Genomic DNA, 25,035 nt, shown 5'->3' with positions numbered 1-25,035 from the left:
TTGGGATCGACTATCCTCCCGGTGTCTGTGACAGCTCACCCGTCATGAGCGTGCCGGATCGGTGAGGGACCCTATGAGCAGAAACGCGACATCGTCCGCCCCGCAGCCCCCCGCCTCAGGCCTTTTTTCGTTTTCTCCCATCCTCTTCGCCTGTGCGATCGCGCCGTTCATTCTAGCCGGCTGCCAGAAGCAGGAGGCGGCGGCCAAGAAACTGCCGATCATGGTGCGCACCAAGACGGTGGCCATGGCCGATTATGCGCCGCGGACCTCGCTGACCGGAGTGATCGCGGCGCGCACGCTGAACAATCTGTCGTTCCGTGTCGGTGGTCGCGTCGCCGAACGGCTCGTCGATGTCGGCCAGCATGTCGACAAGGACGCCGTGCTTGCCCGCATCGATCCGCAAGAACAGGAATCCGATTTGCGCTCGGCGCAGGCCGATCTCGATGCCGCTCAGGCGCAACTGACCCAGGCGGCCGCCACCTTCGAACGGCAGAAAACCCTGCTTGCCCAGGGTTTTACAACCAGGCGGGACTATGATGCGGCCGACCAGGCGCAGAAGGTGGCGCAAGGCAGTGTCGATCAGGCGCAGAGCGCGCTTTCCAACGCCAGGGAGAACCTGTCCTTCACCGAGCTCAAGGCGGGCGCTGCCGGCGTCATCACCGCTCGGCAGGTCGAAGCCGGGCAAGTGGTGCAGGCGGCACAGACGGTCTTCACCGTCGCCGAGGACGGTGACCGCGATGCGGTGTTCAATGTCCAGGAAACGCTGGTCGCCAAAACGGCGCCATCGCCCACGGTGACGATCACGCTGCTGGCCGACCCGCAGGTGAAGGCCTTGGGCAAGGTGCGCGAAGTCTCCCCGGCGGTCGATCCGGCTTCGGGGTCGGTCCGGGTCAAGGTCGGCATTGCCGACACGCCGGAAGGCATGCCGCTCGGCGCCACCGTCATCGGCTCGGTCAACGCCAGACCGGCGAAAGCCGTCATCCTGCCCTGGCAGGCGCTGACCTCGATCGAGGGCAAGCCGGCTGTCTGGATTGTCGATCCCTCGACCAAGGCGGTGGCGACAGCCTTGGTCAATGTGCTGGCCTTCGATTCCGGCGTGGTCGTCGTCGACAAGGGGCTGGAGGCCGGACAAAGCGTCGTCACCGCCGGTGGCCAGTTGCTCAGCCCCGGACAGGCGGTCGAGATATCGGGAGCAGCACAATGAGGCGGCTGCGTATCCTGCCTTTTGTACCTGCCCTGGTTGCACTGGCGACACTCACTGCCTGTTCGAAGTCGGAGGAAAAGCCGCCAGAGATCATCCGGCCGGTGCTGTCGATGGTGATCGAGCCGCAGACGACGCGGACCTTCGGCTTCGCCGGCTCCATCGAGCCGCAGGTCAGCGCCGACCTCGCCTTCCGCCTGCTCGGCCGCGTCGTCTCGCGCGACGTCAAGGTCGGCGATATCGTCAGCAAGGGCACGACGATCGCCACGCTCGATCCGACGGCGCTCGAGCTTGCCGTACAGGCTGCAAAGGCCGAACTCTCCAATACCGAGGCGCAATTCGCCAACGCCGCCGCCAGCGAGGACCGCCAGCGCCAGTTGCTCGCCGCGGCCAACACCTCGCAGGCCGTCTTCGATGCCGCGCAGCAGGCCAGGCAAGCGGCCGAAGCCGGCGTCGAGCGGGCCAAGGCAGCGCTTGCCAAATCGCAGGAGCAGCTTGGCTATGCCAGGCTGTTCTCGGACTTCGACGGCGTCGTCACCGCCACCGGCGCCGAGGTCGGCCAGACGGTTTCGGCGGGCCAGACCATCGTCACCGTGGCGCGCTCGGATTTGCGCGAAGCGGTGGTCGACATTCCCGACCAATTGATCGGCGACCTGGCTGTCGGCACGTCGTTCGAGGTCATCCTGCAATCGCTGCCGTCGATCCAGACCAAGGCCACGCTGCGCGAGATCGCGCCGCAAGCCGATAGTTCGACCCGCAGCCGCCGCGTCAAGCTGACGCTCACCGATCCGCCGCAGGCCTTCCGGCTCGGCTCGACGGTGACGGCGACACGGGTGGCTAAGGTGGCGCCGACGATCGAGCTGCCGCTGTCGGCGCTGCTGCAGAAGAATGGCGGCGACAAGGTCTGGATCGTCGATGAAAAGACGTCGAGCGTCTCGACGCGCGACATCAAGATCGCCTCGAAGGGCGCCGCCAGCTTCATCGTCGCCGAAGGACTTGAGGCCGGGATGCGCGTCGTCACCGCCGGCGTCCACAGCCTGGTGGACGGCCAGAAGGTCAAGATTCCACAAGGAGGGGCGTCATGAAGGGGTTCAACCTCTCCGACTGGGCGCTCAACCACCGCTCGCTGGTCTGGTACTTCATGCTGGTCTTCGTCGTCGCCGGCATCTTCGCTTACCTCAATCTCGGCCGCGAGGAAGATCCGAACTTCACCATCAAGACCATGATCGTCCAGGCCAATTGGCCGGGCGCCTCGGTCAACGAGACGGTGCGGCAGGTCACCGACCGCATCGAAAAGAAGCTCGAGGAACTGGACAGCCTCGACTTCACCCGCTCGGTCACCACCGCCGGCAAGACCGTCATCTTCGTCAACCTGAAGGACACCACCAAGGCGCGCGATGTCGTGTCGAACTGGACCCAGGTGCGCAACATGGTCAACGACATCGCGCCCCAATTTCCGCAAGGCGTGCAGGGGCCGTTCTTCAACGACCGCTTCGGCGACGTCTTCGGCAATATCTACGCCTTCACCTCGGACGGGCTGACGCCGCGCCAGTTGCGCGACTATGTCGAGGATGTCAGGACCCAGATCCTGACTGTGCCCAATGCCGGCAAGGTCGATCTGGTCGGCGCCCAGGACGAAGCCATCTATCTCGAATTCTCGACCCGCCAGATCGCAGCCCTCGGCCTCAACCAGCAGGCGATCGTGGCCAGCCTGCAAGCGCAGAACGCCATCACGCCGTCGGGCGTCGTCGAATCCGGACCCGAGCGCGTCAGCGTGCGGGTCGGCGGCCAGTTCACCTCCGAGGAGAGCCTGCGCGGCATCAATCTGCGCGTCAACGACCGCTTCTTTCGGCTGAGCGATGTGGCGACGATCCGACGCGGCTATGCCGACCCGCCGACGGCGCTATTCCGCTTCAACGGCCAGGACGCGATCGGGCTTGCCATTGGCATGAAGCCCAACGCCAATCTGCTCGAATTCGGCGCCGCACTCGAGCAGAAAATGGACGAGGTGCTGGCCGACCTGCCGGTCGGCGTCGGCGTGCATCTGGTCGCCGACCAGCCGGTGATCGTGGAGGAAGCCGTTTCGGGCTTTACCCGGGCGCTGGCCGAGGCCGTCGCCATCGTGCTTGCCGTGTCCTTCATCAGCCTCGGCATGCGCGCCGGCTTCGTCGTGGCGCTGTCTATCCCGCTGGTGCTGGCCATCACCTTCACGGTCATGGCCTATCTCGGCATCTCGCTGCAGCGCATTTCGCTGGGCGCGCTGATCATCGCACTCGGGCTGCTGGTCGACGACGCCATGATTGCGGTCGAGATGATGGTGGCGCGGCTGGAGGTCGGCGACAATCTGCGCAAGGCGGCGACCTATGTCTACACATCGACCGCCTTTCCGATGCTTACCGGCACGCTGGTGACGGTCGCCGGCTTCATCCCGATCGGCCTCAACAACAGCGCCGCCGGCGAATACACGTTTACACTGTTCGTCGTTATCGCGGTCTCGCTTTTGGTGTCATGGATCGTGGCAGTGCTGTTTGCGCCGCTGTTGGGCGTCACCATCCTGCCTGCGACGATGAAGCAGAAGCATGAACAGCCCGGACGTTTCACCAGCCTGTTCCGGCGCGTGCTGGTGGGCTCGGTGCGCCACCACTGGCTAACTATCTTCGTCACGGTGTTGTTGTTTGCCGGCTCGATAGCCGGCTTCGGCCTCGTCCAGCAGCAGTTCTTCCCGCCTTCGGACCGGCCTGAGCTGATTGTCGACTGGAACCTGCCGCAGAACTCGTCGGTCACCGAGACGCGCGACCAGATCGAGCGCTTCGAAGGCCGGGCGCTGGCCGGCAATCCCGACGTCGACCATTTCTCGTCCTATATCGGCCAGGGCGCGGTGCGCTTCCTGCTTGCCTTCGACGTGCAGCCGGCCAATCCCTATTTCGGCCAGACCGTCATCGTCACCAAGAGCATCGAGGCGCGCAACCGGGTCAAACCGGTGCTGGAGAAGCTGCTGCGCGAGGAATTCGTCGGCACCGATGCCTTCGTCAAGCCGCTTGAACTCGGGCCGCCGGTCGGGCGCCCGGTGCAGTACCGCGTCGGCGGACCCGACATCCAGACGGTGCGCGATCTGGCGCAGCAATTTTCCGGCCTGATCTCGGTCAATACGAAGCTGGCGGCGCCGACTTTCGACTGGAATGAGCCGCAGCGCGTGCTGAGGGTCGACGTGCTGCAGGACAAGGCGCGTCAGCTCGGCATCACCTCCTCCGACATCGCCAGCGCGCTGAACAGCACGGTCGGCGGCGCCACCATCACCCAGGTGCGCGACGCCACCTATCTGATCAACGTCATCGCCCGCTCGCGCGAGGCCGAACGCGGCTCGATCGACACGCTGCATAACATGCAGCTGCCGACTGGAAACGGCGAGGCGATCCCGCTCGCGGCGGTGGCCAATTTCCGCTACGACCTCGAACAGCCCACGGTGTGGCGGCGCAACCGCATTCCAACGATCACCGTGCGCGCTGGGCTGGTCGGCGATGTGCTGCCGGCAACCGTCGTCAACGAATTGAAGCCGTCGGTCGACGCCTTCATCGCCAAGCTGCCGCCGGGCTATTCGGTCGCCACCGCGGGCTCGGTCGAGGAAAGCGCCAAAAGCCAGGGACCGATCGCCGCCGTCGTGCCGCTGATGCTGTTCGTCATGGCGACCATCCTGATGATCCAGCTGCAAAGCTTCCAGCGCCTGTTCCTGGTGGTGGCGGTGGCGCCGCTCGGCCTGATCGGCGTGGTCGCGGCCCTGGTGCCGAGCGGCGCGCCGCTGGGCTTCGTCGCCATTCTCGGCGTGCTGGCGCTGATCGGCATCCTGATCCGCAACTCGGTCATCCTGATCGTGCAGATCGAAGACCTCGTCGCCGAGGGCAAGGACCGCTGGGCGGCGGTGATCGAGGCTACCGAGCACCGCATGCGCCCGATCGCGCTGACGGCGGCGGCGGCGAGCCTGGCGCTGATCCCGATCGCGCGCGAAGTGTTCTGGGGGCCGATGGCCTACGCCATGATGGGCGGCATCATCGCCGGCACGGCGATCACGCTGCTGTTCCTGCCGGCGCTGTACGTGACGTGGTTCCGGATCAAGGAGCCGAAGGAAGCGGAGAGGGGCGAGCTTGGACACGGGTGAGACGGTAACGGAAGGCGGAGCGGCCTGAGCAAAGTTCGATCGCCGAGTTCCCGCCCACCCCCCTCTGGCCTGCCGGCCATCTCCCCCGCAAGGAGGGAGATCAGCAGCTTCCGCCGTATCGCATATCTTGCAACGTTGGAAATTGGCGAAACCATTCGCGGGATCCGATCTCCCCCCTTGCGGGGGAGATGTCCGGCAGGACAGAGGGGGTGCGACGGATCGCGACCTTTCGCACTACCCGCGCACAAACCCCTCGCTCGCCCTCAACAGATTGCGCGTGTAATCCTTCTCCACCCGGTGCCCGATCAGCTGGCTCGCGGTGAGATTCTCTACCGCCTCGCCGCTCTGCATCACCATCAGCCGCTCGCACATATGGGTGATGATGGCGAGGTCGTGGCTGACCATCAGGAAGGTCAGCTTGCGCCGCCGGCGAACCTCTTCCAGAAGGTTGAGCACTTCGGCCTGCACCGAGGCGTCGAGCGCCGAGGTCGGCTCGTCGAGCAACAGGATCGAGGGCTCGAGGATGAGCGCGCGGGCAATGGCGACGCGCTGGCGCTGGCCGCCGGACAGCTGGTGCGCGTAGCGGAAGCGAAAACCGTTGCCGAGGCCGACCTCGTCCAGCGCCTGCTGGATACGCTTTTCGCCATCGGCAAAACCATGAATGGCGAGCGGCTCCTGCAGCAGGCGATCGACGGTCTGGCGCGGATGCAGCGAGCCATACGGGTCCTGAAAGACCATCTGCACCTCGCGGTAGAAGGCCTTGTCGCGGCGCAGTCCCAATGTCTTGCCGTTGACGGTGATGGTGCCGGATTTGGCCGGCACCAGGCCAGCGATGGCTTTCAGCAGCGTCGATTTGCCGGAGCCGCTCTCGCCGACCAGACCGAAGGAATCGCCGGACTTCACTTCAAGGCTGACACCCTTCAGCGCGCGAAAACGGTCGAACACCACCTCCAGCCCGTCAATGGAAATGGCTGGCGTCATGCCGCCCACTCCGGCTTGCGGTCGAGCACCGGCAGCGGATGGCGTTCGTAGCCGATCCTGGGCATGCAGTTGAGCAGGCCGCGCGTGTAGGGATGTTGGGCGTCGCGCAATTCCGAGGCCTTGAGCTGTTCGACCACCTTGCCGGCATACATGACAATCACCCGGTCGCAGAAGGAGGCTACCAGCCGCAGATCATGCGAGATGAAGATCAGGCCCATGCCACGCTCGCTGACCAGGCGGTCGAGGATGCCGAGCACGTCAAGCTGCACGGTGACGTCGAGCGCCGAGGTCGGCTCATCGGCGATCATCAGTTCCGGCCCGGCGATCAGCATCATGGCGATCATGGCGCGCTGCCCCATGCCGCCGGAGACCTCGTGCGGATGCAGGTCAAAGACGCGCGCCGGGTCGCGTATCTGCACCGCTTCGAGCATGGCCAGCGCCCGCTCGCGCGCCTCGGCCTTTGAGACCATCTCGTGGGTGCGCAGCGTTTCGACGATCTGACGGCCGATGCTCATCACCGGGTCGAGCGAATATTTTGGATCCTGCAGGATCATGGCAATGCGCTTACCCCGCAGCGCCCGACGCTGGCGGGCCGGCATGGCCAGAAGGTCGGCGCCGTCGAAGGCGAGCGTCTTTGCCGACACACGCGCCTGCGGCGGCGTCAGCCCCATGATGGCGCGGCCGGTCTGCGACTTGCCGGAACCGCTCTCGCCGACAATGCCCAGTCGCTCGCGGCCGAGCGAGAAGGAGACGCCGCGCACCGCCTGGATGAGGCCGGTGCGAGTTGGGAAATCGACACGCAGATCGTCGACATCGAGAAGCGTGCCCTTCACAGCGCTCATTGGTCTCCGCTCCTTGGATCGAGCGCGTCGCGCAGGCCGTCGCCGAGCAGGTTGAAGCCGAGGCTGACGATCAGGATGGCGAAGCCCGGCGCGCCGGCAACCCACCACTGATCGAGCACGAAGCGGCGGCCGGACGCGATCATGGTGCCCCATTCCGGCAGCGGCGGCTGCGCGCCGAGGCCGAGGAAGCCGAGGCCGGCGGCGGTGAGGATGATGCCGGCCATGTCGAGCGTCACCCGGATGATCAGCGAGGAGATGCAGAGCGGCATGATGTGACGCAGCACGATGCGGAACGGCGAGGCACCCATCAACTGCACCGCCTTGATGTAATCCGAGTTGCGAACCGTCATCGTTTCGGCACGGGCAATTCGGGCGTAAGGCGGCCAGGAGGTGATGGCGATGGCGAGTACGGCGTTTTCGATGCCGGGACCAAGTGCTGCGACAAAGGCCAGCGCCAGGATCAGCTTGGGGAAGGCAAGAAAGATATCGGTGATGCGCATCAGAATGGCATCGGTCCAGCCGCCGGCATAGCCAGCGACGGTGCCGACCAAAAGGCCGATGGGGGCTGCGATGATGGCGACGAGGATGACGACATAGAGCGTCCAGCGCGAGCCGTAGAGAATGCGAGAATAGATATCGCGGCCGAGATCGTCGGTGCCAAACCAATGCGCGCTGCTCGGCGCTAAAAGCCGCGCGTTCTTCAAATCGCCGACGGTCGGGGAATAGGGCGCCAGCACGTCGGCGAAGGCAGCGACCACCAGCAAGGCGATGATGATCAGCAGGCCAAGAAATGCCAGCCGGTTGGCGGAAAAGCGCCGCCAGGCGACATAGGCACGGCCGAGCCTTGCCTGCACGCGCGAGGCCGGCCGCTCGCTGAGCAGCCAGTCACGACGGGTCTGGACGGTCGCGATACTCATCCTGTCTTGGTCCTCGGGTCGAGCAGCTTGTAGAGAAGGTCGGACAGGAGATTGATGCCGATGAACACCGAACCGATGACGATGGTGCCGCCAAGCACGGCGTTCATGTCGGCGTTCTGCAGTGAATTGGTGATGTAGAGGCCAATGCCGGGCCAGGAGAACACGGTCTCGGTCAGCACCGAACCTTCGAGCAGCCCGGCGTACGAGAGCGCGATCACCGTGACCATCGGCACCGCGGCGTTGCGCAGCGCATGGCCCCAGATGATGCGCGTTTCCGACAGGCCCTTGGCGCGTGCGGCGACGATGTATTCCTGCGACAGCTCGTTCAGCATGAAGGAGCGCGTCATGCGGCTGATATAGGCAAGCGAGAAATAACCGAGCAGCCCTGCCGGCAGGATGATGTGGCGGTAGGCGTCATAGAATACATCCCACTGCCCCTGCATCGCGGCATCGAGAAGATAGAAGCCGGTGATCGGTGTGAAGGTGTATTCGTAGACAACGTCGAGCCGCGCCGGGAAGGCGACCCATTGCAGCTTGGCGTAGAACAGGACCAGCGCCAGAAGGCCGAGCCAGAAGATCGGGACGGAATAGCCGATCAGGCCGATTATACGCACGATCTGGTCGATCAGGCTGCCACGTTTGACCGCCGCCAGCACGCCAAGCGGCACGCCGATGACCGAGCCAATCAGAGTTCCCAAAGTCGCCAGTTCGATGGTTGCTGGAAAGGCACGACGGATGTCGGTCATGACCGGATTGGTGGTCAGCACCGACGTGCCGAAATCGCCGTTCAGCGCAGCCTTCACATAGAGGTAGAACTGCTCGACCAACGGCAGGTCGAGCCCCATCTCGCGGCGCGTTCGCTCAACGACATTGAGAGGCGCCCGGTCGCCCAACACCGCCAGCACCGGGTCGATCGGGATGACACGGCCGATGAAGAAGGTCACCGCGAGCAGACCGAGATAGGTCGTGATCGCGATGACCAGGAAGCGGCCGATGAATGATGCGACAGCGACGGCGCGAGCGCTGCCGCGCCCCGCCGCCACTTCGTTTTCAGCTGCGCTCATGCGGCGCGTCCGCCGGCGCTATTCCTTGGAGACCGGACCGACGAAGTTGCTATCGAAGCTCGGGCCGAGCGCGAAGCCCTTGAGGTTCTTGCGCAGGCCAGCCACTTCGAGCTGCTGGTGAATGATCACGAACGGGCTGGTGTCGAGGATCTTCTGCTGCAGATCCTTGTACATGTCAGCGCGCTTGCCGGCATCCTTCTCGAGCAGAGCCGCTTCCGTTTCCTTGGTGAGTTCCGGAATATCCCAGGAGTTGCGCCAGGCGAGCGTGCGCGACTTGCCGGCATCCGAATTGTCGGGGTTCGACGCAAAGGTCTGGGCATTGGAGTTCGGATCGAAGTAATCCTGGCCCCAATTGCCGATATAGATGTCATGGTTGCGGGCGCGGTACTTGGTCAGCGTCTGCTTGCCGTCGCCGGGGATGATCTCCAGCTTGATGCCGGCCTGGCCCAGCGTCTGCTGGATCGATTCCGCCATACCTGTGGTCGGCTGTCCCGTGCGTACGTCCATGGTGACGCTGAAACCGTCTGGCAGGCCGGCCTTGGCCAGCAGTTCCTTGGCCTTGGCGACGTCGAGCTTGAAGGGATTGTCGTCGACGGCGCCGAGGTCACCCTTGGGCAGGAAGGACTGGTGGATTTCGCCGATGCCCTTGAGGATGGTCGTGCTCAGCGCATCGTAGTCGACCAGATATTTGAACGCCTGACGTACCTCGGGCTTGGCGAGGTTCGGGTTCTTCTGGTTGAGGCTGATGTAATAGACCGTGCCCTTTGGCGCGCTGGTCGTGGTGATGTCGGCGTTCTTGCCGATGGCGTCGAGATCATTCGGCTCGAGGTTGCGGGCGACGTCGATGTCGCCGGCTTCGAGCGCCAGACGCTGGGCCGAGCTTTCCTTCATGTTGCGATAGATGACGCGGGCAAGCTTGGCCTTTTCGCCATAATAATTGTCGTTGCGCTCCAGAACAACTGCCTCGTTGGCGCGCCATTCGCGCAGCTTGAAGACGCCGGAGCCGGCATAGCCGGTCTTCAACCAGGCATTGCCGAAGTCATTGTCCCATTTGTAGTCGGCGCTCGGTGTGGCCGCAGCGACATGTTCCTTGACCAGCTTGGCGTCGACCACCGAAGCAACTGTTGCCGACAGGCAGTTCAAGACGAAGCTCGGCGCGTAGGCCTTGTCGACGGTGAACTGAAAGGTGGTTTCGTCGACAGCCTTGGCCTTGTCGGTGACGTTGTCGCCACTGATGCCGAACTGGCCGATGATGAAGGCCGGGCTCTTGTCCAGCTTGACGGCGCGCTCGAACGAATAGGCGACGTCGGCCGCGGTGATCGGATTGCCGGAGGCGAATTTCAGGCCGGGCTTCAGCTTGAACGTATAGACCAGGCCATCGTCGGAGACGGTCCAGCTTTCGGCGAGATCGCCCTTGACCTTGGAGGTGTCGCTGAGATCGAGGCGGACCAGCAGGTCATAGGTGTTGCCGGTAACCTCGGCGGTCGACAGTTCGAACGCTTCGCCCGGATCCATGGAGATGATGTCGTCGATGGCGAAACCTTCGACCAGCGTGTCGGCAGGCGTCACGGCGAAGGCTGGCGCCACAAGCAGCGCGGACAGCGCGGCTCCTGCGAGCAAGGCGCGAGAGCGTAGAGCAAACTTTTCCATCATCATGGTGATTATTCCCTGTTTTGTTGATTGTTGACCCCGAGATCCCGGCTCAGGGCTGCAGCGTTCTTTTTCGCGGTCGTAGGACGGCCGTTCACCCCTTACCGTGTTGGTTTTTGTCCAGTTGGTCAACACCCTATCCGGCAGCCCTCCAACCGGCAACGGGCATTTTATGAGCCGGCATATTGGAGCGGAATGCGCGACGGTTGTCGAAGCATGGCCGGCCAATTGCAGCCTCCGACGGGGCAGAATCTGCTCTTCTCTGTGCTACTTGATCGCGTCGACCAATTCAGCGTCGGGGAAGCAGGTGGGGGCGCGGCCGTTCTTTTTCTGCCAACTGCCGATCGAGCGGCGGGTCTTGAAGCCGGGCAAGCCGTCGGCGCTGCCGACATCATAGCCCTTTGCCTCCAGCGCCCGCTGCAGGGCGGCGATGTCGGAGCGGTGCAGCCCACCGACCGGACCCCAGCTGCCGGCGAAGTCAGCGTCGCCATGGGCGATGCGGTCGGCGCCATGGCCGATGAACAGGGCGTAGAGGTCGCTGGTGTTGTACTGTTTCAACACGTAGAAATTGGGCGTTGCGATGAAGGCTGGACCGCTGCGCCCGGCCGGCATCAAGAGAAAACCTTCGGCCTTCAATTCGCTGGCCGGAAACGCTTTGCCGCCGACACGGCTGATGCCCATCGCAGCCCAGTCCGAAACCCTTTTGCCCTGGTCGGGACCTTCGAGCGAGCAGGAGACGCTCTCCGGCACCGTCACCTCGAAACCCCATCCGCGGCCTTTCACCCAGCCGTAGTGGACGAGATAGTTGGCGATCGAGGCCAGCACATCAGGCGTCGAATTCCAGATGTCGGGGCGCCCGTCACCGTCGAAATCGACGGCATGCTTCAGGAACGAGGTCGGCATGAATTGCGGCTGGCCGAGCGCGCCGGCCCATGACGATTTCATGGCGCCGACCGGCGCCAGACCGCGCTCGACGATTTCGAGTGCGGCCAGCACTTCAGTGCGGAAGAAGTCTTTTTTGGTCGACATGAACGCCTTGGTGCCCAGCACCTCGAACGCGTCGTAAGGCATTTTCGCGGCGCCGAATCCGGTCTCGCGGCCCCAAATCGCCAACAGCACTTCACCCGGCACGCCGTAACGTTTCTCGATGGCGGCCAGCGTCCTGGCGTTGGTCGCCTCGCGCGTACGGCCGCCAGCGGTGACGGCGCGCACCGTCTTTTCGGCGAAATAGGCGCCAGGCGAGCCGAACTCGGCCTGATGCTGCTTTTGCGGGGTTTTGGGCTTTTCTCCGGGCAGGACGAGGTCAGGCAATTTGAGGTTGGGCTTCACGCCCTCGAAGGCGGCATCGAAGGTGGCTTTGGAGATGCCTTTGGCTTTTGCTTCGGGCCAAAGGTCGGTCTGCAGCCAGGCGCGGAACTGGTCGTCGATTTTGGCGGCGGGGGCGGGGGAGATGAGGAGGAGAGCGGCGAGGGCTGTGAAAAATAAAAGTAGGGCCAATCTGAGAGGTTTGCGTTCCTTCACACCCCCCTCTGTCCTGCCGGACATCTCCCCCGCAAGGGGGGAGATTGGCAGCTTCATTGGCGACGGTCTTCTTGCAACGTGGGTGATTGGCGAAAGCTGCGATGACATCTGATCTCCCCCCTTGCGGGGGAGATGTCCGGCAGGACAGAGGGGGGTGGGCGGGAATGCTGTCATCTCAGAGGCCACTTTTCCCGCCAATTGCGTCAAAACGCCGTCCGCGATCGCAACGCGGCGGCCAGTGTACCCTCATCGAGATAATCCAGCTCGCCGCCAACCGGCACGCCATGCGCGAGCCTGGTCACCTTGACCTCGAAACCCGAGAGCTGGTCGGTCAGATAGTGCGCCGTCGTCTGGCCCTCGACAGTGGCGTTGACGGCGAGGATCACCTCCTTCACCTCGCCGCCGGCAACGCGGTCGACCAGCGAGCGGATGTTGAGTTGTTCGGGGCCGATGCCGTCGAGGGGCGACAGCGTGCCGCCGAGCACGTGGTAGCGCACGTTCATCGCCGCTGCCCGCTCCAGCGCCCAGAGATCCGATACATCCTCGACGACGATCAGCGTTGAGGCATCGCGGCGCGGATCGGTGCAAATCATGCAGGGATCTGCTGTGTCGACATTGCCGCAGGTCGTGCAGATGCGCACCTTGTCGGCCGCCTCGGCCATGGCGGCGGCGAGCGGCGACAAAAGCTGCTCCTTCTTCTTGATGAGGTGCAGTGCCGCGCGCCGCGCCGAACGCGGCCCGAGCCCCGGCACCTTGGCCAGGAGCTGGATCAGGCGTTCGATCTCGGGACCGGCGATTCGCTTGGACATCGCACTGATCTAGGATTTTTCGGCGCGCTTTGAAACATGCACCAAACGCACAGAGCCCGCCATGCTGCCATTGCGGGCTCTGAAAATGCTGCGGACCTTAGTAGGCTGACGCTGGCCGGGTCTGGTCGGCAATCATCGCGCCGATGGCGTCGGTGTTCTCGGGCGTCGACTGGAAGCCCATCGACGCTTCCTGCGTCGCCGAAGGTACCGAGGTGATGTAGCGGGCGTTCAGCGTGCCACCGAACCGCGAGGCATCGGGCTCGGCCATCGGCTCCTGCATCGCCACTTCCGTCTGCTTGGTGGCGACGCGGGCGCCCTTGGCGGGCGCCACAGCAGCCGTCACATAGGTCTGCTCGACCGGGGCCTGGCTAGCCTTGGCCGCGCGAACTGCCGCAGCCTGCTTGGCGGGGTCCGGACGGACGATCGTTTTCACCACCGGCTCGGCGTAAGCCACCTGCACCGGCGCTTCAGGCATAGGCGCACGCGATGTCGCGGAGGCAACCATGGTCGTGGGTTCATCCGGCAGCGGCTGCCAGTTGCGGCCGCGCTTCTCGTAGAAGGCGTTGCCGCCGGCAACCATGGTGTAGTGCATGTTCTTGTAGGGGAACTTCAGGCCGGCTGTGTGGAAGTACATCGTGTTCTTCAGCTTGGCCTTTCGCTCGCCCTTGAGCACCGCCTCGGCGGCTTCCTCGACATCGGGCATCGCCTTGGAATTCATCGGCCGCGTCATCACGCCGGGCGCGAACTGGCCCGGTTCGCCCACCACCTGGCAAATGGTGCTGCCATGATTGCCGGAGCGCAGCCGGTTCATCACCACCGTGCCGACGGCGATCATGCCGTCGCGACTCGACCGGTTGGACTCGAAGAACATTGCCCGCTCAAGGCATTCCTTCTCCTTCGGCGTGTTGCGGTAGGCGCGCGTTGAGAGGAAGCTGGGGGTTATGGCGTCGGTCAGGCTGGCGACCGACATGCCGTGAGAAGACGTGGTCTGGCTGCAACCCGCCAGGAACAAGGGGGAGAAGATGATGCCGAGCAACAGCGGCGTCTTCCATCGCGTCGCGATCAACAAAAGTGCCTCATTTTCCAGATGCCGCCCGTCCCAGGATGTGGCAAGAATGAGACTCTTAAAGGCAAAAAGATGGCTAAAGGATTAGCATTCGTGCAGCATAGGTAAAACTTTATAAATGCCCGGATATGTCCGCGTGAGCAAAGCCGGGGAAAGTCTTAACAATAGCCCCTGCAGCCGATTTCCGTTCATAATCAATTAACTGGTGAAGCCGGCTCAGAACGGCAATTTCATTCCGGGCGGGATCGGCAAGCCTGCCGTCAGCGCCTTGGTCTTCTCCTGCATGATCTGCTCGACCTTATTTTTGGCGTCATTGTGGGCGGCCAGAAGCAGGTCTTCGAGGATCTCGACATCGTCCTCCTTGAACAGGGACGGGTCGATCTTCAGCGACTTCATTTCGAACTTGCCGGTCAGCGTGACGCTGACTAGGCCGCCGCCGGCCTGCCCACTTGCTTCAAGCGTGGCGATCTCGTCTTGCATGGCCTGGAACTTGGCCTGCATTTCCTTCGCCTTGCCCATCAGGCCGAGAAGATCTTTCATGGTCGGGTCCTTTGCGGATTCGTGCTGTGGTCAGGTTTCGTCGTCGTCGGCCGGTGGCTCGACCGGCACTTCGGCCTTGTCCGTGTCGACGTCCGGCGCGTCGGGAATGCGCACGTCGATGATCTTGGCGCCGGGAAAGCGCGCCAGGATGGCGGCGACTGTCGGGTCGCTTTTCGCATCGGAGAAAGCGGTCTCGCGCTTGGTCGATTCCATCTCGGCCAGCGTCTGGCCGCCTTCTTCCTTCGACAGCGACACCAGCCAGTTGCGGCCGGTCCAGGCGCGCAGCTTGGCAGTCAACTCGTTGAGCAGCATTTTCGGCGCATCGTCGGTCAGGCTGACGTCGATGCGGCCGGGTTCGATGCGCACCAGGCGCACACAGCGCTTGACCTGTACCTTGAAGGCCATGTCGCGCTGCTGGTCGGCAAGGGCGACGATGTCGGCCAACGACTTCACCGGCACCGGCGGCGTCTCAACGACCGGCTCCGGGGGCGCAACGAAGCTGGCCGGCAGCGGTTCGGGCTCGACCAGGCGCATCGTCTGCGCGCCGCTGCCGGGCGACGGCATCCGCGTCTGGGCCACGGCACTTGCGCCGCCGCCATTGCCTGGGCTCGTCGGCGCACCGTTCGGACGCGGCGTGCCACTCGAGACGGAAGCGCCGCTCTCCAGCGATTTCAGGGCCTCGTCCAGGGTTGGCAGGTCGGCGGCATGCGCCAGCCGGATCAGCACCATTTCGCCAGCGCTGACTGGGCGGTTGGAAGACTGCACCTCTGGGATGCCTTTCAAAAGCATCTGCCAGGTCCGCGACAACACCTTGACCGACAGCGTGCTCGCGAATTCGGCGCCGCGCCGGCGCTCGTCCTCGGACAGGGAGGCATCGTCGGCGGCGGTCGGTACGAAGCGCAGCCGGGTGACGAGATGGTTGAATTCGGCCAGATCGGTGAGCACCGCGGCCGGGTCGGCGCCGGTGTCGTACTGGTTGCGGAATTCGGCGAGCGCAGCGGCGACATCGCCCTTCATCACATGTTCGAACAGGTCGACGATGCGGGCGCGATCGGCGAGCCCCAACATGGCGCGCACCGCCTCAGCACTGACGGCGCCGCCGCCATGGGCGATCGCCTGGTCGAGGATGGACAGCGAATCGCGGGCCGAGCCTTCGGCGGCGCGCGCGATCATCGCCAGCGCGTCGTCGTCGACCGATATGCCTTCCTTGCCGGCAATGGACGACAGATGCGCGACCAGCGCGCCGGCGTCGATGCGCCTCAAATCGAAGCGCTGGCAGCGCGACAGGACGGTGATCGGCACCTTGCGGATTTCGGTGGTGGCGAAGATGAATTTGACGTGCGGCGGCGGCTCTTCCAGCGTCTTCAACAAGCCGTTGAAGGCCTGGGTGGAGAGCATATGCACTTCGTCGATGATGTAGACCTTGTAGCGCGCCGATACCGGGGCGTAGCGCACGCGCTCGATGATGTCCCTGATGTCGTCGATGCCGGTGTGGGAGGCGGCGTCCATCTCGATGACGTCGACATGGCGGCCTTCCATGATCGCCTGGCAATGCTCGCCCAAGACGGCAAGGTCGACCGATGGCTGGTCGACTGTCGGCGTCTTGTAGTTGAGCGCCCGCGCCAGGATACGCGCCGTGGTCGTCTTGCCGACGCCGCGCACGCCGGTCAGCATCCAGGCTTGGGCGATGCGGCCGGTGGAGAAAGCGTTGGTCAGGGTGCGGACCATCGGCTCCTGGCCGATCAGTTCGGAGAAATTCGACGGACGGTATTTGCGCGCCAGCACACGATAGGCGGCGGCCTTTTGCTTATCCAGGTTTTCTGGGCCCGAATTTCCGGCTTCGCTCATTCGCCCGTAAAGCTCCAAAAAGGCCGCGTCCGAGGTGGCCGATTCCTGCTAATAGTCTCGCCCGCGCTGCAATGCGTCGTCAATGTCGCGAGAGGGGCCGATGAGGTGGGAGGCTGGAACAATGACCCGTTCCGGGCTCGTTAGGGCTGCTTCCTTCCGGACCTGACCCGGTTGGCGAGTGGATCGTCCACCACCAACCTCCCGCGTTCCATATCGGCAATTGCGCGATGAAATGCAAGGGTGCATGAGAATCGGACGCCCTTGAGCTCCGCCCCTCAATGAATCGCTTGCAGCCCCCGTGCAGCCGCTCTAGCGTTCATGAGTTTGGGAAATAATGCGAGAAACGCAAGGGAAACGCCAATGCTGCCGGGCCTCAAGGCCGGATTCACGCTCGACTCCAGGCTGGAGGCGGACAGCGAGCAGTTGATGTGGCTCGGCCTGTGCGAACTCAGAGTGATGAACGACCGCCGCTGGCCATGGCTGGTCCTGGTACCGCAGCGGCCCGGCATCGAGGAAATCCACGACATGACGCCGCTCGACCAGGCGATGCTGACCTTCGAGACCAATATGGTGGCGCAGGCGCTGAAAAGAACCACTGGCTGCACCAAGATCAACACCGGCGCGCTCGGCAACATCGTGCGGCAACTGCATGTCCATGTCATCGCCCGGTCGGAAGGCGATCCGGGCTGGCCGGGTCCGGTATGGGGGCACGGCATGCGCGAACCCTATCAACGCTCCGAAATCCGCCGGTTTGCGCAACAGATAAAGGCGGCGCTATAAACTGCGCTCGTGTCCATCCCTGAACCTTCGAGCCTCCATGACCTTTCGCCTGTTTGACGCGCCCTTGCGCGAGCCGAGCCAGTTTGTCGGTTTTGCCGGCAACACGATCGACCGGCAATCCGAGACCCGCGCCGATGATTCCGTCGAAAAGGCGCTGGCCGACCCGACGGCACGGCTTTTGCCGATGCATGGTGGCCGGCTTTATCTGAAACTCAGCGACGGCAACTTCGACCCTTGGTTCGATGTCGCCGGCAGCGAGTTGCTGCAGCCGTCCTTCGCGCAAGGCGTGCTGCTCGGCTTTGCCGAGAGCAATCCGGTGCTTGCCGTGCCGGTCGGCCTCGATCCTGAACGGCTGCCGGAGACCATCAAGGCCATCGACTATCGCTCGGTCTACATGCAGGGGCTGATCGATGAAGCGGCGGCGGGCGCACTGGCGCAAGGGGCGGCGCTGCTTGCCTGGCATGCCAGCCATCGCTTCTGCAGCAAATGCGGCCATGAATCCGAAATGCGTGCCGGCGGCTACAAGCGACACTGCCCCAACTGCGGCACCGAGCATTTTCCGCGCACCGATCCGGTGGCGATCATGCTGACGGCGACACGGGAGAAATGCCTGCTCGGCCGTGGCCGGCATTTCGGGCCGGGAATGTATTCGGCGCTTGCCGGCTTCATCGAGCCGGGCGAGACGATCGAGGCGGCGGTGCGCCGCGAGACGCTGGAGGAAGCCGGCATAAGGCTCGGCCGCGTCGTCTATCACGCCAGCCAGCCCTGGCCGTTCCCCTATTCACTGATGATCGGCTGTTTCGGCGAACCGCTCAACGAGGACATCCAGGCCGACCTGAACGAGTTGGAAGACTGCCGCTGGTTTTTCCGCGACGAGGTGCGCTCTATGCTGGAGAGGACGCACAAGGACAATCTGGTGACGCCGCCGAAAGGCGCCATCGCGCATCATTTGATCCGCGCCTGGGTCGACAGCGAATAGTATGGATAACGGGAGCAAGAAATGATCCGTCACACCGTGGTTTTCACCCTGAAGCACCCACAGTACTCGTTGGAGGAAAAAAGGTTCCTCTCCGACGCCAAGCGCATTCTCGGCGCGATCAAGGGCGTTGCCCATTTCGAGCCGCTGCGGCAGGTCAGTCCCAAGAACGACTATCACTTCGGCTTCTCGATGGAGTTCGCGGATCAGGCGGCCTACACCAGATACAATGAGCATCCCAACCATGTCGCCTTCGTGCGCGACCGCTGGGTGCCGGAAGTCGCGACCTTCATGGAAATCGACTACGTGCCGCTGGCACTTTTGGTCTAGTCCGCGACCTTCCACTGCTCGCGCGACTCGCTCGCGGGATAGACACCCAGGATGCGCACTTCACGCGAGAAGAAGCGCAGTTCGTCGAGCGCCAGCTTGACCCGCGGATCGTCGGGATGGCCCTCGATGTCGGCATAAAACAGCGTCGCCGTGAAAGCGCCCAGCTGGTAGCTCTCCAGCTTGGTCATGTTGATGCCGTTGGTGGCGAAGCCCCCCATCGCCTTGTAGAGCGCGGCCGGCACGTTGCGGACGCGGAAGATGAAGGTCGTCATCATTTTGGTGTCGGCCGAGGGCCGCTGGGCCCACTGCTTGTTCTTGGTCAGCACGACAAAACGGGTGACGTTCGAGTCGGTGTCCTCGACATTCTTCTCGATGATGTCGAGGCCATAGAGCTCCGCGGCAAGTGCGGGCGCGAGCGAGGCCATGGTGCGGTCCTTGAGCTCGGAAACCAGCTTGGCCGAACCCGCCGTGTCGCCCGCGACCACCGGCTTCCAGCCGTTCTTGCGGATGTATTTGCGGCACTGCCCCAGCGCATGGATGTGGCTGTGCACCGTCTTGATCTCTTCGCGCTTGACGCCCGGCAGCACCATCAGCTGGAAATGGATCGGCAGGAAATACTCGCCGACGATGTGCAGTTTCGATTCCGGCAACAGATGGTGGATGTCGGCGACGCGGCCGGCGATGGTGTTTTCGATCGGGATCATGGCAAGGTCGGCCTTGTTGGTCTCGACCGCGTTGAAGGCATCCTCGAAGGTCGGGCACGGCAACGGCTCCATCGACGGGAACATGTTGCGGCTGGCGGTGTCGGAATTGGCACCGGGCTCGCCCTGGAAGGATATTCTGTTGGTCTTTTCAGGCATGCCGATGTCTCAGATTGAAAGGATGGTTCTGGCGCGTTCGAGGTCTTCCGGCGTGTCGACGCCAAGCGGCAGCGATTGCACGATCTCGGCGTCGATGCGCATGCCGGCCTCCAGTGCCCGCAGCTGCTCCAGCCGCTCGCGCCGTTCCAGCGGCGACGGTTTCAGCGCGACGAAGCGCTCGAGCGCTGCGCGGCGATAAGCGTAGAGGCCAACATGGTGATAGAGCGGCCCCTCGCCCCAGGGCGCGGTGGCGCGGGTGAAATAGAGCGCCTTGAGCCGCGTCGCCGACAGTGGCGAACCGACGATCTTGACGACGTTGGGATTGGTCTTTTCCTCGTCGCGGACAATCTCGACGCCGAGCGTGGCGATGTCGACCGCAGGGTCCTCGAAAGGCCGCAGCGCCGCCCCAATGATTTCGGGATCGATGGTCGGCAGGTCGCCCTGCACATTGACGATGGTTTCGACCTTGCGGCCGGGATCGAGCGCGGTCAGCGCCTCGAAAATGCGGTCGGAGCCGGATTCATGGTCGACCCGCGTCATCACTGCCTCGAAACCGTGCCCACGCACCGCTTCGGCAACGCTTTGCGTGTCGGTTGCCACCACCACCCGGCCAAGCCCGGCCTCGGCGGCGCGGCGGGCGACATGCACGATCATCGGCGCGCCTTGTATATCGGCCAGCGGCTTGCCCGGCAGGCGCGTCGAGGCCATGCGGGCCGGGATCAGGATGAGCGTGGACATTGGGGCTGCTGGCGTTTGAAAAGACAATGGGAAAAGTGGCAAAAGGTCTCACTGGAAGCGCCCTTATAGGTGTTGCAACGCTGGAGCAAAAGACCTAGTTTCCGCCCGATTTGACCGGCTCGACGGGGCTGGTCACGATACCGACGGACGGAGTGGACGATCGGTCCGCCGGAAAAGGGAGCAAGGGGCGCATGGATTCCAACGAAGTCAACAAGCTGCTCGCCGGATTGCTCGGAACTTGTTTCGTCGTTTTCTCGGTCGGCCTGGTATCTGACGCGCTGTTTGCTTCGCCGGCGCCGGAAAAGCCCGGCTACGCCATCGAGGCGACCGAGCCGGCTGAAGGTGGTGGCGCCGGACCTGCCGTAGAGGCCAAGCCGATCGCCGATCTTCTGGCCAGCGCCAATGTCGAGCAGGGCGCTGCCGTGTTCAAGAAATGCCAGGCCTGCCATTCCGGCGAAAAGGGCGGCCCGAACAAGGTCGGCCCGGACCTCTGGGACATCGTCGACCGCCCCGTCGCCGAGCATGAAGGTTTTGGCTATTCGGCCGGCATGAAGGACTTTTCCAAAGGCGGCGCCGAGAAGTGGACCTATGACAACCTCAACCACTTCATCACCTCGCCGAAGAAGTTCGTGAAGGGTACGGCGATGGGCTTTGCCGGCCTGCCGAAGGACGAGGACCGCGCCAACGTCATCGCCTATCTGCGCACGCTGTCGGACAGCCCGAAGCCGCTGCCGACCCCCGGTGCAGCCGCTGACGCAACGGCGCCGGCCAAGCCCGCCGAGGGTGCCGCTCCGGCGAAGCCGGCTGAAGGTGCCGCTCCCGCAGCACCGGCTCCGGCGCCTGCCAAATAACCGAGTTGTCATCTCGATGACCTCAGAAAAGCCGGGTTCAGCCCGGCTTTTCTGTTAGGAAAATCGCATATGCGGCGACAAAGCCGGCGCATGGCGGTTTTCACCGGCGTCAAATCATCTAGGATTGCCAGGCATCGCGAAGAGGAGAACGCATGACGGTTGGCCGTACGCTTCTGAGGTCCTTTCTGGTTGTGGCCACCCTCGCAGGCGGCCTGCAGGCGACCTTGGCGGACGAGTGGCGCACCACCTCCTCGCTGATCGGTCCCTCCAAATATGGCGAGAATTTCCAACGCTACGATTATGTGAACCCGGACGCGCCGAAGGGTGGAACCTACAATTCGGTCGTTTCCGGCACATTTGACAGCTTCAATCCCTACATCGTGCAGGGCTCGCCGGCGGCCGGCCTGCAGCCATTTGGCGGCGGCCTGCTCTACGACACGCTGATGGATCAGGCGACTGACGAAGGCAGCGTCAGCCACCCGCTCATCGCCGATGCCTACAAATACCCGACCGACTATTCCTCGGCCACCTACCGGCTCGACCCACGCGCGAAATGGCATGACGGGCAGCCGATAACCACCGAGGACGTGATCTGGTCGTTCCAGGTGCTGAAGGCCAACAGCCCGATGTACAGCCGCTATTTCGAAAACGTCACCGACGCAGTCGCGGTCTCGGACCGTGAGGTCGAATTTCATTTCGACCAGAAGGGCAATCGCGAATTGCCCAAGATCCTCGGCGACCTCGTTGTGCTGCCCAAGCATTGGTGGGAAGGCACCGACGCCAACGGCAAGAAGCGAGACATCACCAAGGGGACGCTGGAACCGCCGCTAGGCTCGGCGGCCTACAAGATCGCCAGCTTCAAAGCGGGGTCGGAAATCGTCTGGCAGCGCGTGCCCGACTATTGGGGTGCCAAGCTGGCGGTGAAAATCGGCCGCGAGAATTTCGACACCCAGCATTTCACCTACATTCTTGACGACAACGCGTCCTGGGAGGCGTTCAAGAAGGGTGGCCTCGACGACATCAAGCCGGAAAACAGCTCGAAGCGCTGGGCGACGTTTTACGATTTCGCGGCGATCAAGGCCGGCGACGTGATCAAGCAAGAATTCAAGACCACCTCGCCCGAGCCGATGCAGGCTTTCATGCTCAACCAGAGACATCCGCTGTTTGCCGATCGTCTGGTCAGGGCCGCGCTCACCTACCCCTTCGATTTCGAATCGATGAACCGCACGCTGTTCTTCGGTTTCAACAGCCGGACCCACAGCTATTTCCAAGGCACGGAACTGGCCTCGAGCGGCCTGCCGCAAGGCAAGGAACTGGAAATCCTGGAGAAGTACCGCGACAAGCTGCCGCCCGAACTGTTCACCCAGGAATTCAAGCTGCCGGTCTACGATTCGCCGCAGGCCGAGCGCAAGTATCTGAAGCAGGCGGTCGACCTGTTCGCCCAGGCCGGCTGGGTGATCAAGGGCGGCAAGATGGTCAACGCCAAGACCGGCGAGCCATTCAGGTTTGAAATCCTCGGCTCGGGTGAAACCGACCAGGTTATCTCGAGCCCCTGGATCGCCAATCTGCGCAAGATCGGCGTCGATGCGACATTGCGCATCGTCGACCCGAGCCAGTACACGAACCGCGTCAGAAATTTCGATTATGACGTGATCACAGGGCAGCTTCAGCAGTCGGAATCGCCCGGCAACGAGCAGCGCGATTTCTGGAGTTCGAAAGCAGCCGACACACCGGGATCGCGCAACTATTCCGGCATCAGGAACCCGGTCGTCGATGACCTTGTCGACCGCATCATTTTTGCCACGGACCGCGATGACCTCGTCGCCACCACGCATGCGCTCGATCGCGTGTTGCTGTGGAATTACTATGTCGTGCCGCAATACTACCGCGCCGTGGTATGGCTCGCTTACTGGAACAAGTTCGGCATCCCGGAAAAGCAGCCCGGCTACCGTGGCGCCGACATCGATTCCTGGTGGATCGATGCGGACAAGGAAAAGGCGCTGGCCACCAAGTACAAGGGCAGCAATTGATGGCGGTGCTTCCTCGCCGCGACTTTCTGGCCCTCGGTGGCGCCGCGGCCGCTGCTGCGCTGCTTCCGGGCAAGGCTTTCGCCGCCAGCCCGACCGGCGCGAAGCTGCACGGACTATCGGCTTTCGGTGACCTCAAGTACAAACCGGACTTCACCCACTTCGACTATGTCAATGTCGATGCGCCGCAAGGTGGCACCTTCAATTTCCTGCCACGCACCTGGGGCTGGAACCAGACGCCGCTGACCTTCAACACGCTGAATTGTTTCGTGCCCAAGGGCGATTCGCCGCAGCGCATGGAGATGTGCTTCGACGCGCTGATGGTGAGGGCATATGACGAGCCTGACGCCGTCTACGGGCTGATCGCCGACGCGGTGACGATCTCCGACGACCGGAACGGTTTCACCTTCTCGCTGCGCCCGCAAGCCCGTTTCCATGACGGCACGCCGCTTACCGCTGAAGACGCCGCCTTCACCTTCAAGCTACTCAAGGACAAGGGCCATCCGGACTTTTCGCTGACACTGACGCATCTGGATGACGCGATCGCCGTGGATACCCACACGCTGCAGCTCAAATTCTCCGGCAAGCAGACAAGCCGCACCATCCTCAACGTCGTCGCGTTCCCGATCCTGTCAAAGGCTTTCTATACTGCCAACCCGTTCGATTCCTCGCAGATGAACCCGCCGCTGGGGTCAGGCGCCTACAAGGTCGGCCGCTGGTCGGCGGGGGCGTGGATCGAATATGAGCGCGTGGCTGACTATTGGGGCAACGACCTGCCGGTCAATCGCGGCCAGAACAATTTCGGTCGCATCCGCGTCGAGTTCTATCAGGATCGCAACGCTTCCTTCGAGGCGTTCAAGAAGGGAGAAATCCTCTACAAGGAGGAAGCCGTCTCCCGCATTTGGGCGACTGGCTACGACTTCCCCGCTTTCATTGCCGGCAAGGTGGTGAAGCACGAATTCCCGGCTGAAACCATGCCGTCCATGCAGGCCACTGCCGTCAACCAGCGGCGCGAGCAGTTCCGCGATTCGCGCGTGCGCCAGGCGATCGGCCTCTGCTTCGACTTCGAATGGACACGGCGCAATTTCTTTTACGGCTCCTATGAGCGATCGCAATCCTGCTTCGAGCAATCCGATTTTCGTGCCGAAGGCTTGCCGTCGCCGCAAGAGCTGGCTCTTCTCGAACCGCTGCGAGATCAGGTCCCCGCTGAGGCTTTTGGCGAAGCCGTGATCCAAGACGTATCGAACGGCTCTGGCCGTGACCGCCGATTGCTTGGCAAGGCGGCCAAGCTTTTAACCGAGGCCGGCTGGAAACGCTCCGGCGATTTCGTCGTGAACGACAAGGGCGGGCGGCTATCGGCAGAGTTCCTGGTCGACGACCAGATTTTCGAACAGGTCTACTCTCCCTGGATCGAAAACATGAAGGCGGTCGGCATCGATGCCTCGATCCGGCTGGTCGATGCGACGCAGTATCAGCTGCGACAGAATTCGTTCGATTACGACCTCATTTCGGCCGCCTTCATTTTCGGCGCCACGCCAACCCGTGACGATCTGGAACTGTTTTTTCATTCGCGAGCCGCCACCCTGTCGGGAACACGCAATCTGCCGGGAACATCGAGCCCGGCCATCGACGCCCTGGTCGACGCCGCTGGCGCCGCCGAGGATCGCGAAAGCCTGACAATTGCCATGCGCGCGCTCGACCGGGTCTTGCGTGCACGACGCGATTGGATTCCAAGTTGGTTCCTGGCGAATCACCGAAGCGCCTATTGGGACATGTTTGGTTTTCCCGAGCGGAAACCCGATTTCGGCTTTCCGGTCGAAGCGCTCTGGTGGGTCGACAAGGGCAAGGCGGCAAAAATTGGCAAAGCCTGACATGACCGTT

At 63.3% G+C, this 25,035-nt stretch carries 21 protein-coding genes and 1 other RNA gene; 9 read left to right on the top strand and 13 right to left on the bottom strand.

The annotated features are described in order from the left end of the window. Window positions 1–73: 73 nt before the first annotated feature. The 3 genes from AC1D1N_RS19285 to AC1D1N_RS19275 are packed head-to-tail and all read left to right on the top strand — an operon-like array spanning window position 74 to window position 5,354. Window positions 74–1,204: an efflux RND transporter periplasmic adaptor subunit gene (locus tag AC1D1N_RS19285; RefSeq protein ID WP_477350401.1), complete on the top strand. Its 1,131-nt coding sequence runs from the start codon at window positions 74–76 to the stop codon at window positions 1,202–1,204. Further along, a complete protein-coding gene (locus AC1D1N_RS19280; RefSeq protein ID WP_436257933.1) occupies window positions 1,201–2,286 on the top strand; it encodes an efflux RND transporter periplasmic adaptor subunit in 1,086 nt (361 codons plus the stop codon). The genes AC1D1N_RS19285 and AC1D1N_RS19280 overlap by 4 nt, the downstream gene beginning before the upstream one ends. Continuing rightward, the gene (locus AC1D1N_RS19275; RefSeq protein ID WP_477350399.1) at window positions 2,283–5,354 is read left to right on the top strand and encodes an efflux RND transporter permease subunit; all 3,072 of its coding nucleotides are present in this window, start codon (window positions 2,283–2,285) and stop codon (window positions 5,352–5,354) included. The genes AC1D1N_RS19280 and AC1D1N_RS19275 overlap by 4 nt, the downstream gene beginning before the upstream one ends. A gap of 234 nt (window positions 5,355–5,588) precedes the next feature. Here the strand turns inward: AC1D1N_RS19275 and AC1D1N_RS19270 are convergent, their stop codons facing one another. The 11 genes from AC1D1N_RS19270 to ffs all read right to left on the bottom strand — a co-directional run bounded on the left by AC1D1N_RS19270 (window position 5,589) and on the right by ffs (window position 16,794). Next, window positions 5,589–6,335 (bottom strand): ABC transporter ATP-binding protein, encoded by a 747-nt coding sequence (locus AC1D1N_RS19270; RefSeq protein WP_436257931.1) that lies wholly within the window; start codon window positions 6,333–6,335, stop codon window positions 5,589–5,591. Then, a complete protein-coding gene (locus AC1D1N_RS19265) occupies window positions 6,332–7,177 on the bottom strand; it encodes an ABC transporter ATP-binding protein (RefSeq protein WP_436257930.1) in 846 nt (281 codons plus the stop codon). Before AC1D1N_RS19265 ends, AC1D1N_RS19270 begins: the two co-directional genes overlap by 4 nt. Continuing rightward, window positions 7,174–8,094 (bottom strand): nickel transporter permease, encoded by a 921-nt coding sequence (gene nikC / locus AC1D1N_RS19260; protein WP_352555365.1) that lies wholly within the window; start codon window positions 8,092–8,094, stop codon window positions 7,174–7,176. The genes AC1D1N_RS19265 and nikC overlap by 4 nt, the downstream gene beginning before the upstream one ends. Further along, complete coding sequence (locus AC1D1N_RS19255) at window positions 8,091–9,158, bottom strand: ABC transporter permease (protein ID WP_436257929.1); 1,068 nt, start codon at window positions 9,156–9,158, stop codon at window positions 8,091–8,093. Before AC1D1N_RS19255 ends, nikC begins: the two co-directional genes overlap by 4 nt. Window positions 9,159–9,176: 18 nt before the next feature. Continuing rightward, window positions 9,177–10,814 (bottom strand): ABC transporter substrate-binding protein, encoded by a 1,638-nt coding sequence (locus AC1D1N_RS19250; protein ID WP_477350397.1) that lies wholly within the window; start codon window positions 10,812–10,814, stop codon window positions 9,177–9,179. Between the two features lie 261 nt (window positions 10,815–11,075). Beyond that, window positions 11,076–12,353 carry a lytic murein transglycosylase gene (locus tag AC1D1N_RS19245; protein ID WP_477350395.1) on the bottom strand — a complete coding sequence of 426 codons (1,278 nt, stop codon included), beginning with the start codon at window positions 12,351–12,353 and terminating at the stop codon, window positions 11,076–11,078. Between the two features lie 179 nt (window positions 12,354–12,532). Further along, entirely contained in the window at window positions 12,533–13,138 is a 606-nt protein-coding gene (recR, locus tag AC1D1N_RS19240) for a recombination mediator RecR (RefSeq protein WP_192249870.1), read from the bottom strand. A 97-nt stretch (window positions 13,139–13,235) separates the two neighbouring features. Further along, window positions 13,236–14,204: a cell wall hydrolase gene (locus AC1D1N_RS19235; RefSeq protein ID WP_436257926.1), complete on the bottom strand. Its 969-nt coding sequence runs from the start codon at window positions 14,202–14,204 to the stop codon at window positions 13,236–13,238. Window positions 14,205–14,420: 216 nt separating this feature from the next. Then, a complete protein-coding gene (locus tag AC1D1N_RS19230) occupies window positions 14,421–14,744 on the bottom strand; it encodes a YbaB/EbfC family nucleoid-associated protein (protein WP_112560695.1) in 324 nt (107 codons plus the stop codon). A 30-nt stretch (window positions 14,745–14,774) separates the two neighbouring features. Beyond that, window positions 14,775–16,592 carry a DNA polymerase III subunit gamma/tau gene (locus tag AC1D1N_RS19225; RefSeq protein ID WP_436257925.1) on the bottom strand — a complete coding sequence of 606 codons (1,818 nt, stop codon included), beginning with the start codon at window positions 16,590–16,592 and terminating at the stop codon, window positions 14,775–14,777. A 105-nt stretch (window positions 16,593–16,697) separates the two neighbouring features. Then, an RNA gene (gene ffs, locus AC1D1N_RS19220) (signal recognition particle sRNA small type) lies at window positions 16,698–16,794 on the bottom strand. Window positions 16,795–16,952: 158 nt separating this feature from the next. Between ffs and AC1D1N_RS19215 the strand changes: the two genes are divergently transcribed. The 3 genes from AC1D1N_RS19215 to AC1D1N_RS19205 are packed head-to-tail and all read left to right on the top strand — an operon-like array spanning window position 16,953 to window position 18,678. Continuing rightward, the gene (locus AC1D1N_RS19215; RefSeq protein WP_112560693.1) at window positions 16,953–17,372 is read left to right on the top strand and encodes an HIT domain-containing protein; all 420 of its coding nucleotides are present in this window, start codon (window positions 16,953–16,955) and stop codon (window positions 17,370–17,372) included. Window positions 17,373–17,409: 37 nt separating this feature from the next. After that, window positions 17,410–18,351 carry an NAD(+) diphosphatase gene (nudC, locus tag AC1D1N_RS19210; protein ID WP_436257924.1) on the top strand — a complete coding sequence of 314 codons (942 nt, stop codon included), beginning with the start codon at window positions 17,410–17,412 and terminating at the stop codon, window positions 18,349–18,351. A gap of 21 nt (window positions 18,352–18,372) precedes the next feature. Beyond that, window positions 18,373–18,678 carry a Dabb family protein gene (locus tag AC1D1N_RS19205; RefSeq protein WP_436257923.1) on the top strand — a complete coding sequence of 102 codons (306 nt, stop codon included), beginning with the start codon at window positions 18,373–18,375 and terminating at the stop codon, window positions 18,676–18,678. Here AC1D1N_RS19205 and AC1D1N_RS19200 read toward each other — a convergent pair. After that, window positions 18,675–19,538, bottom strand: a complete 864-nt coding sequence (locus tag AC1D1N_RS19200) for a prephenate dehydratase (protein ID WP_436257922.1) — start codon at window positions 19,536–19,538, stop codon at window positions 18,675–18,677. The two genes, AC1D1N_RS19205 and AC1D1N_RS19200, sit on opposite strands and share 4 nt — an antisense overlap. A 9-nt stretch (window positions 19,539–19,547) precedes the next feature. Next, window positions 19,548–20,276: a 3-deoxy-manno-octulosonate cytidylyltransferase gene (locus tag AC1D1N_RS19195; RefSeq protein ID WP_477350391.1), complete on the bottom strand. Its 729-nt coding sequence runs from the start codon at window positions 20,274–20,276 to the stop codon at window positions 19,548–19,550. Between the two features lie 191 nt (window positions 20,277–20,467). Here AC1D1N_RS19195 and AC1D1N_RS19190 point away from each other — a divergent pair, with 191 nt between their 5' ends. The 3 genes from AC1D1N_RS19190 to AC1D1N_RS19180 all read left to right on the top strand — a co-directional run bounded on the left by AC1D1N_RS19190 (window position 20,468) and on the right by AC1D1N_RS19180 (window position 25,025). Continuing rightward, on the top strand, window positions 20,468–21,127 hold the full coding sequence (locus tag AC1D1N_RS19190) for a c-type cytochrome (protein WP_112560688.1): 660 nt from the start codon (window positions 20,468–20,470) through the stop codon (window positions 21,125–21,127). 152 nt (window positions 21,128–21,279) lie between these two features. After that, the gene (locus AC1D1N_RS19185) at window positions 21,280–23,157 is read left to right on the top strand and encodes an extracellular solute-binding protein (RefSeq protein ID WP_477350389.1); all 1,878 of its coding nucleotides are present in this window, start codon (window positions 21,280–21,282) and stop codon (window positions 23,155–23,157) included. Further along, on the top strand, window positions 23,157–25,025 hold the full coding sequence (locus AC1D1N_RS19180) for an extracellular solute-binding protein (RefSeq protein WP_477350387.1): 1,869 nt from the start codon (window positions 23,157–23,159) through the stop codon (window positions 25,023–25,025). The genes AC1D1N_RS19185 and AC1D1N_RS19180 overlap by 1 nt, the downstream gene beginning before the upstream one ends. Window positions 25,026–25,035 lie beyond the last annotated feature (10 nt).

The organism is Mesorhizobium sp. P2_B5, assembly GCF_056404775.1.
The sequence above is the reverse complement of the archived record's forward strand: the minus strand, read 5'-3'. Positions and strand labels throughout refer to the sequence as shown.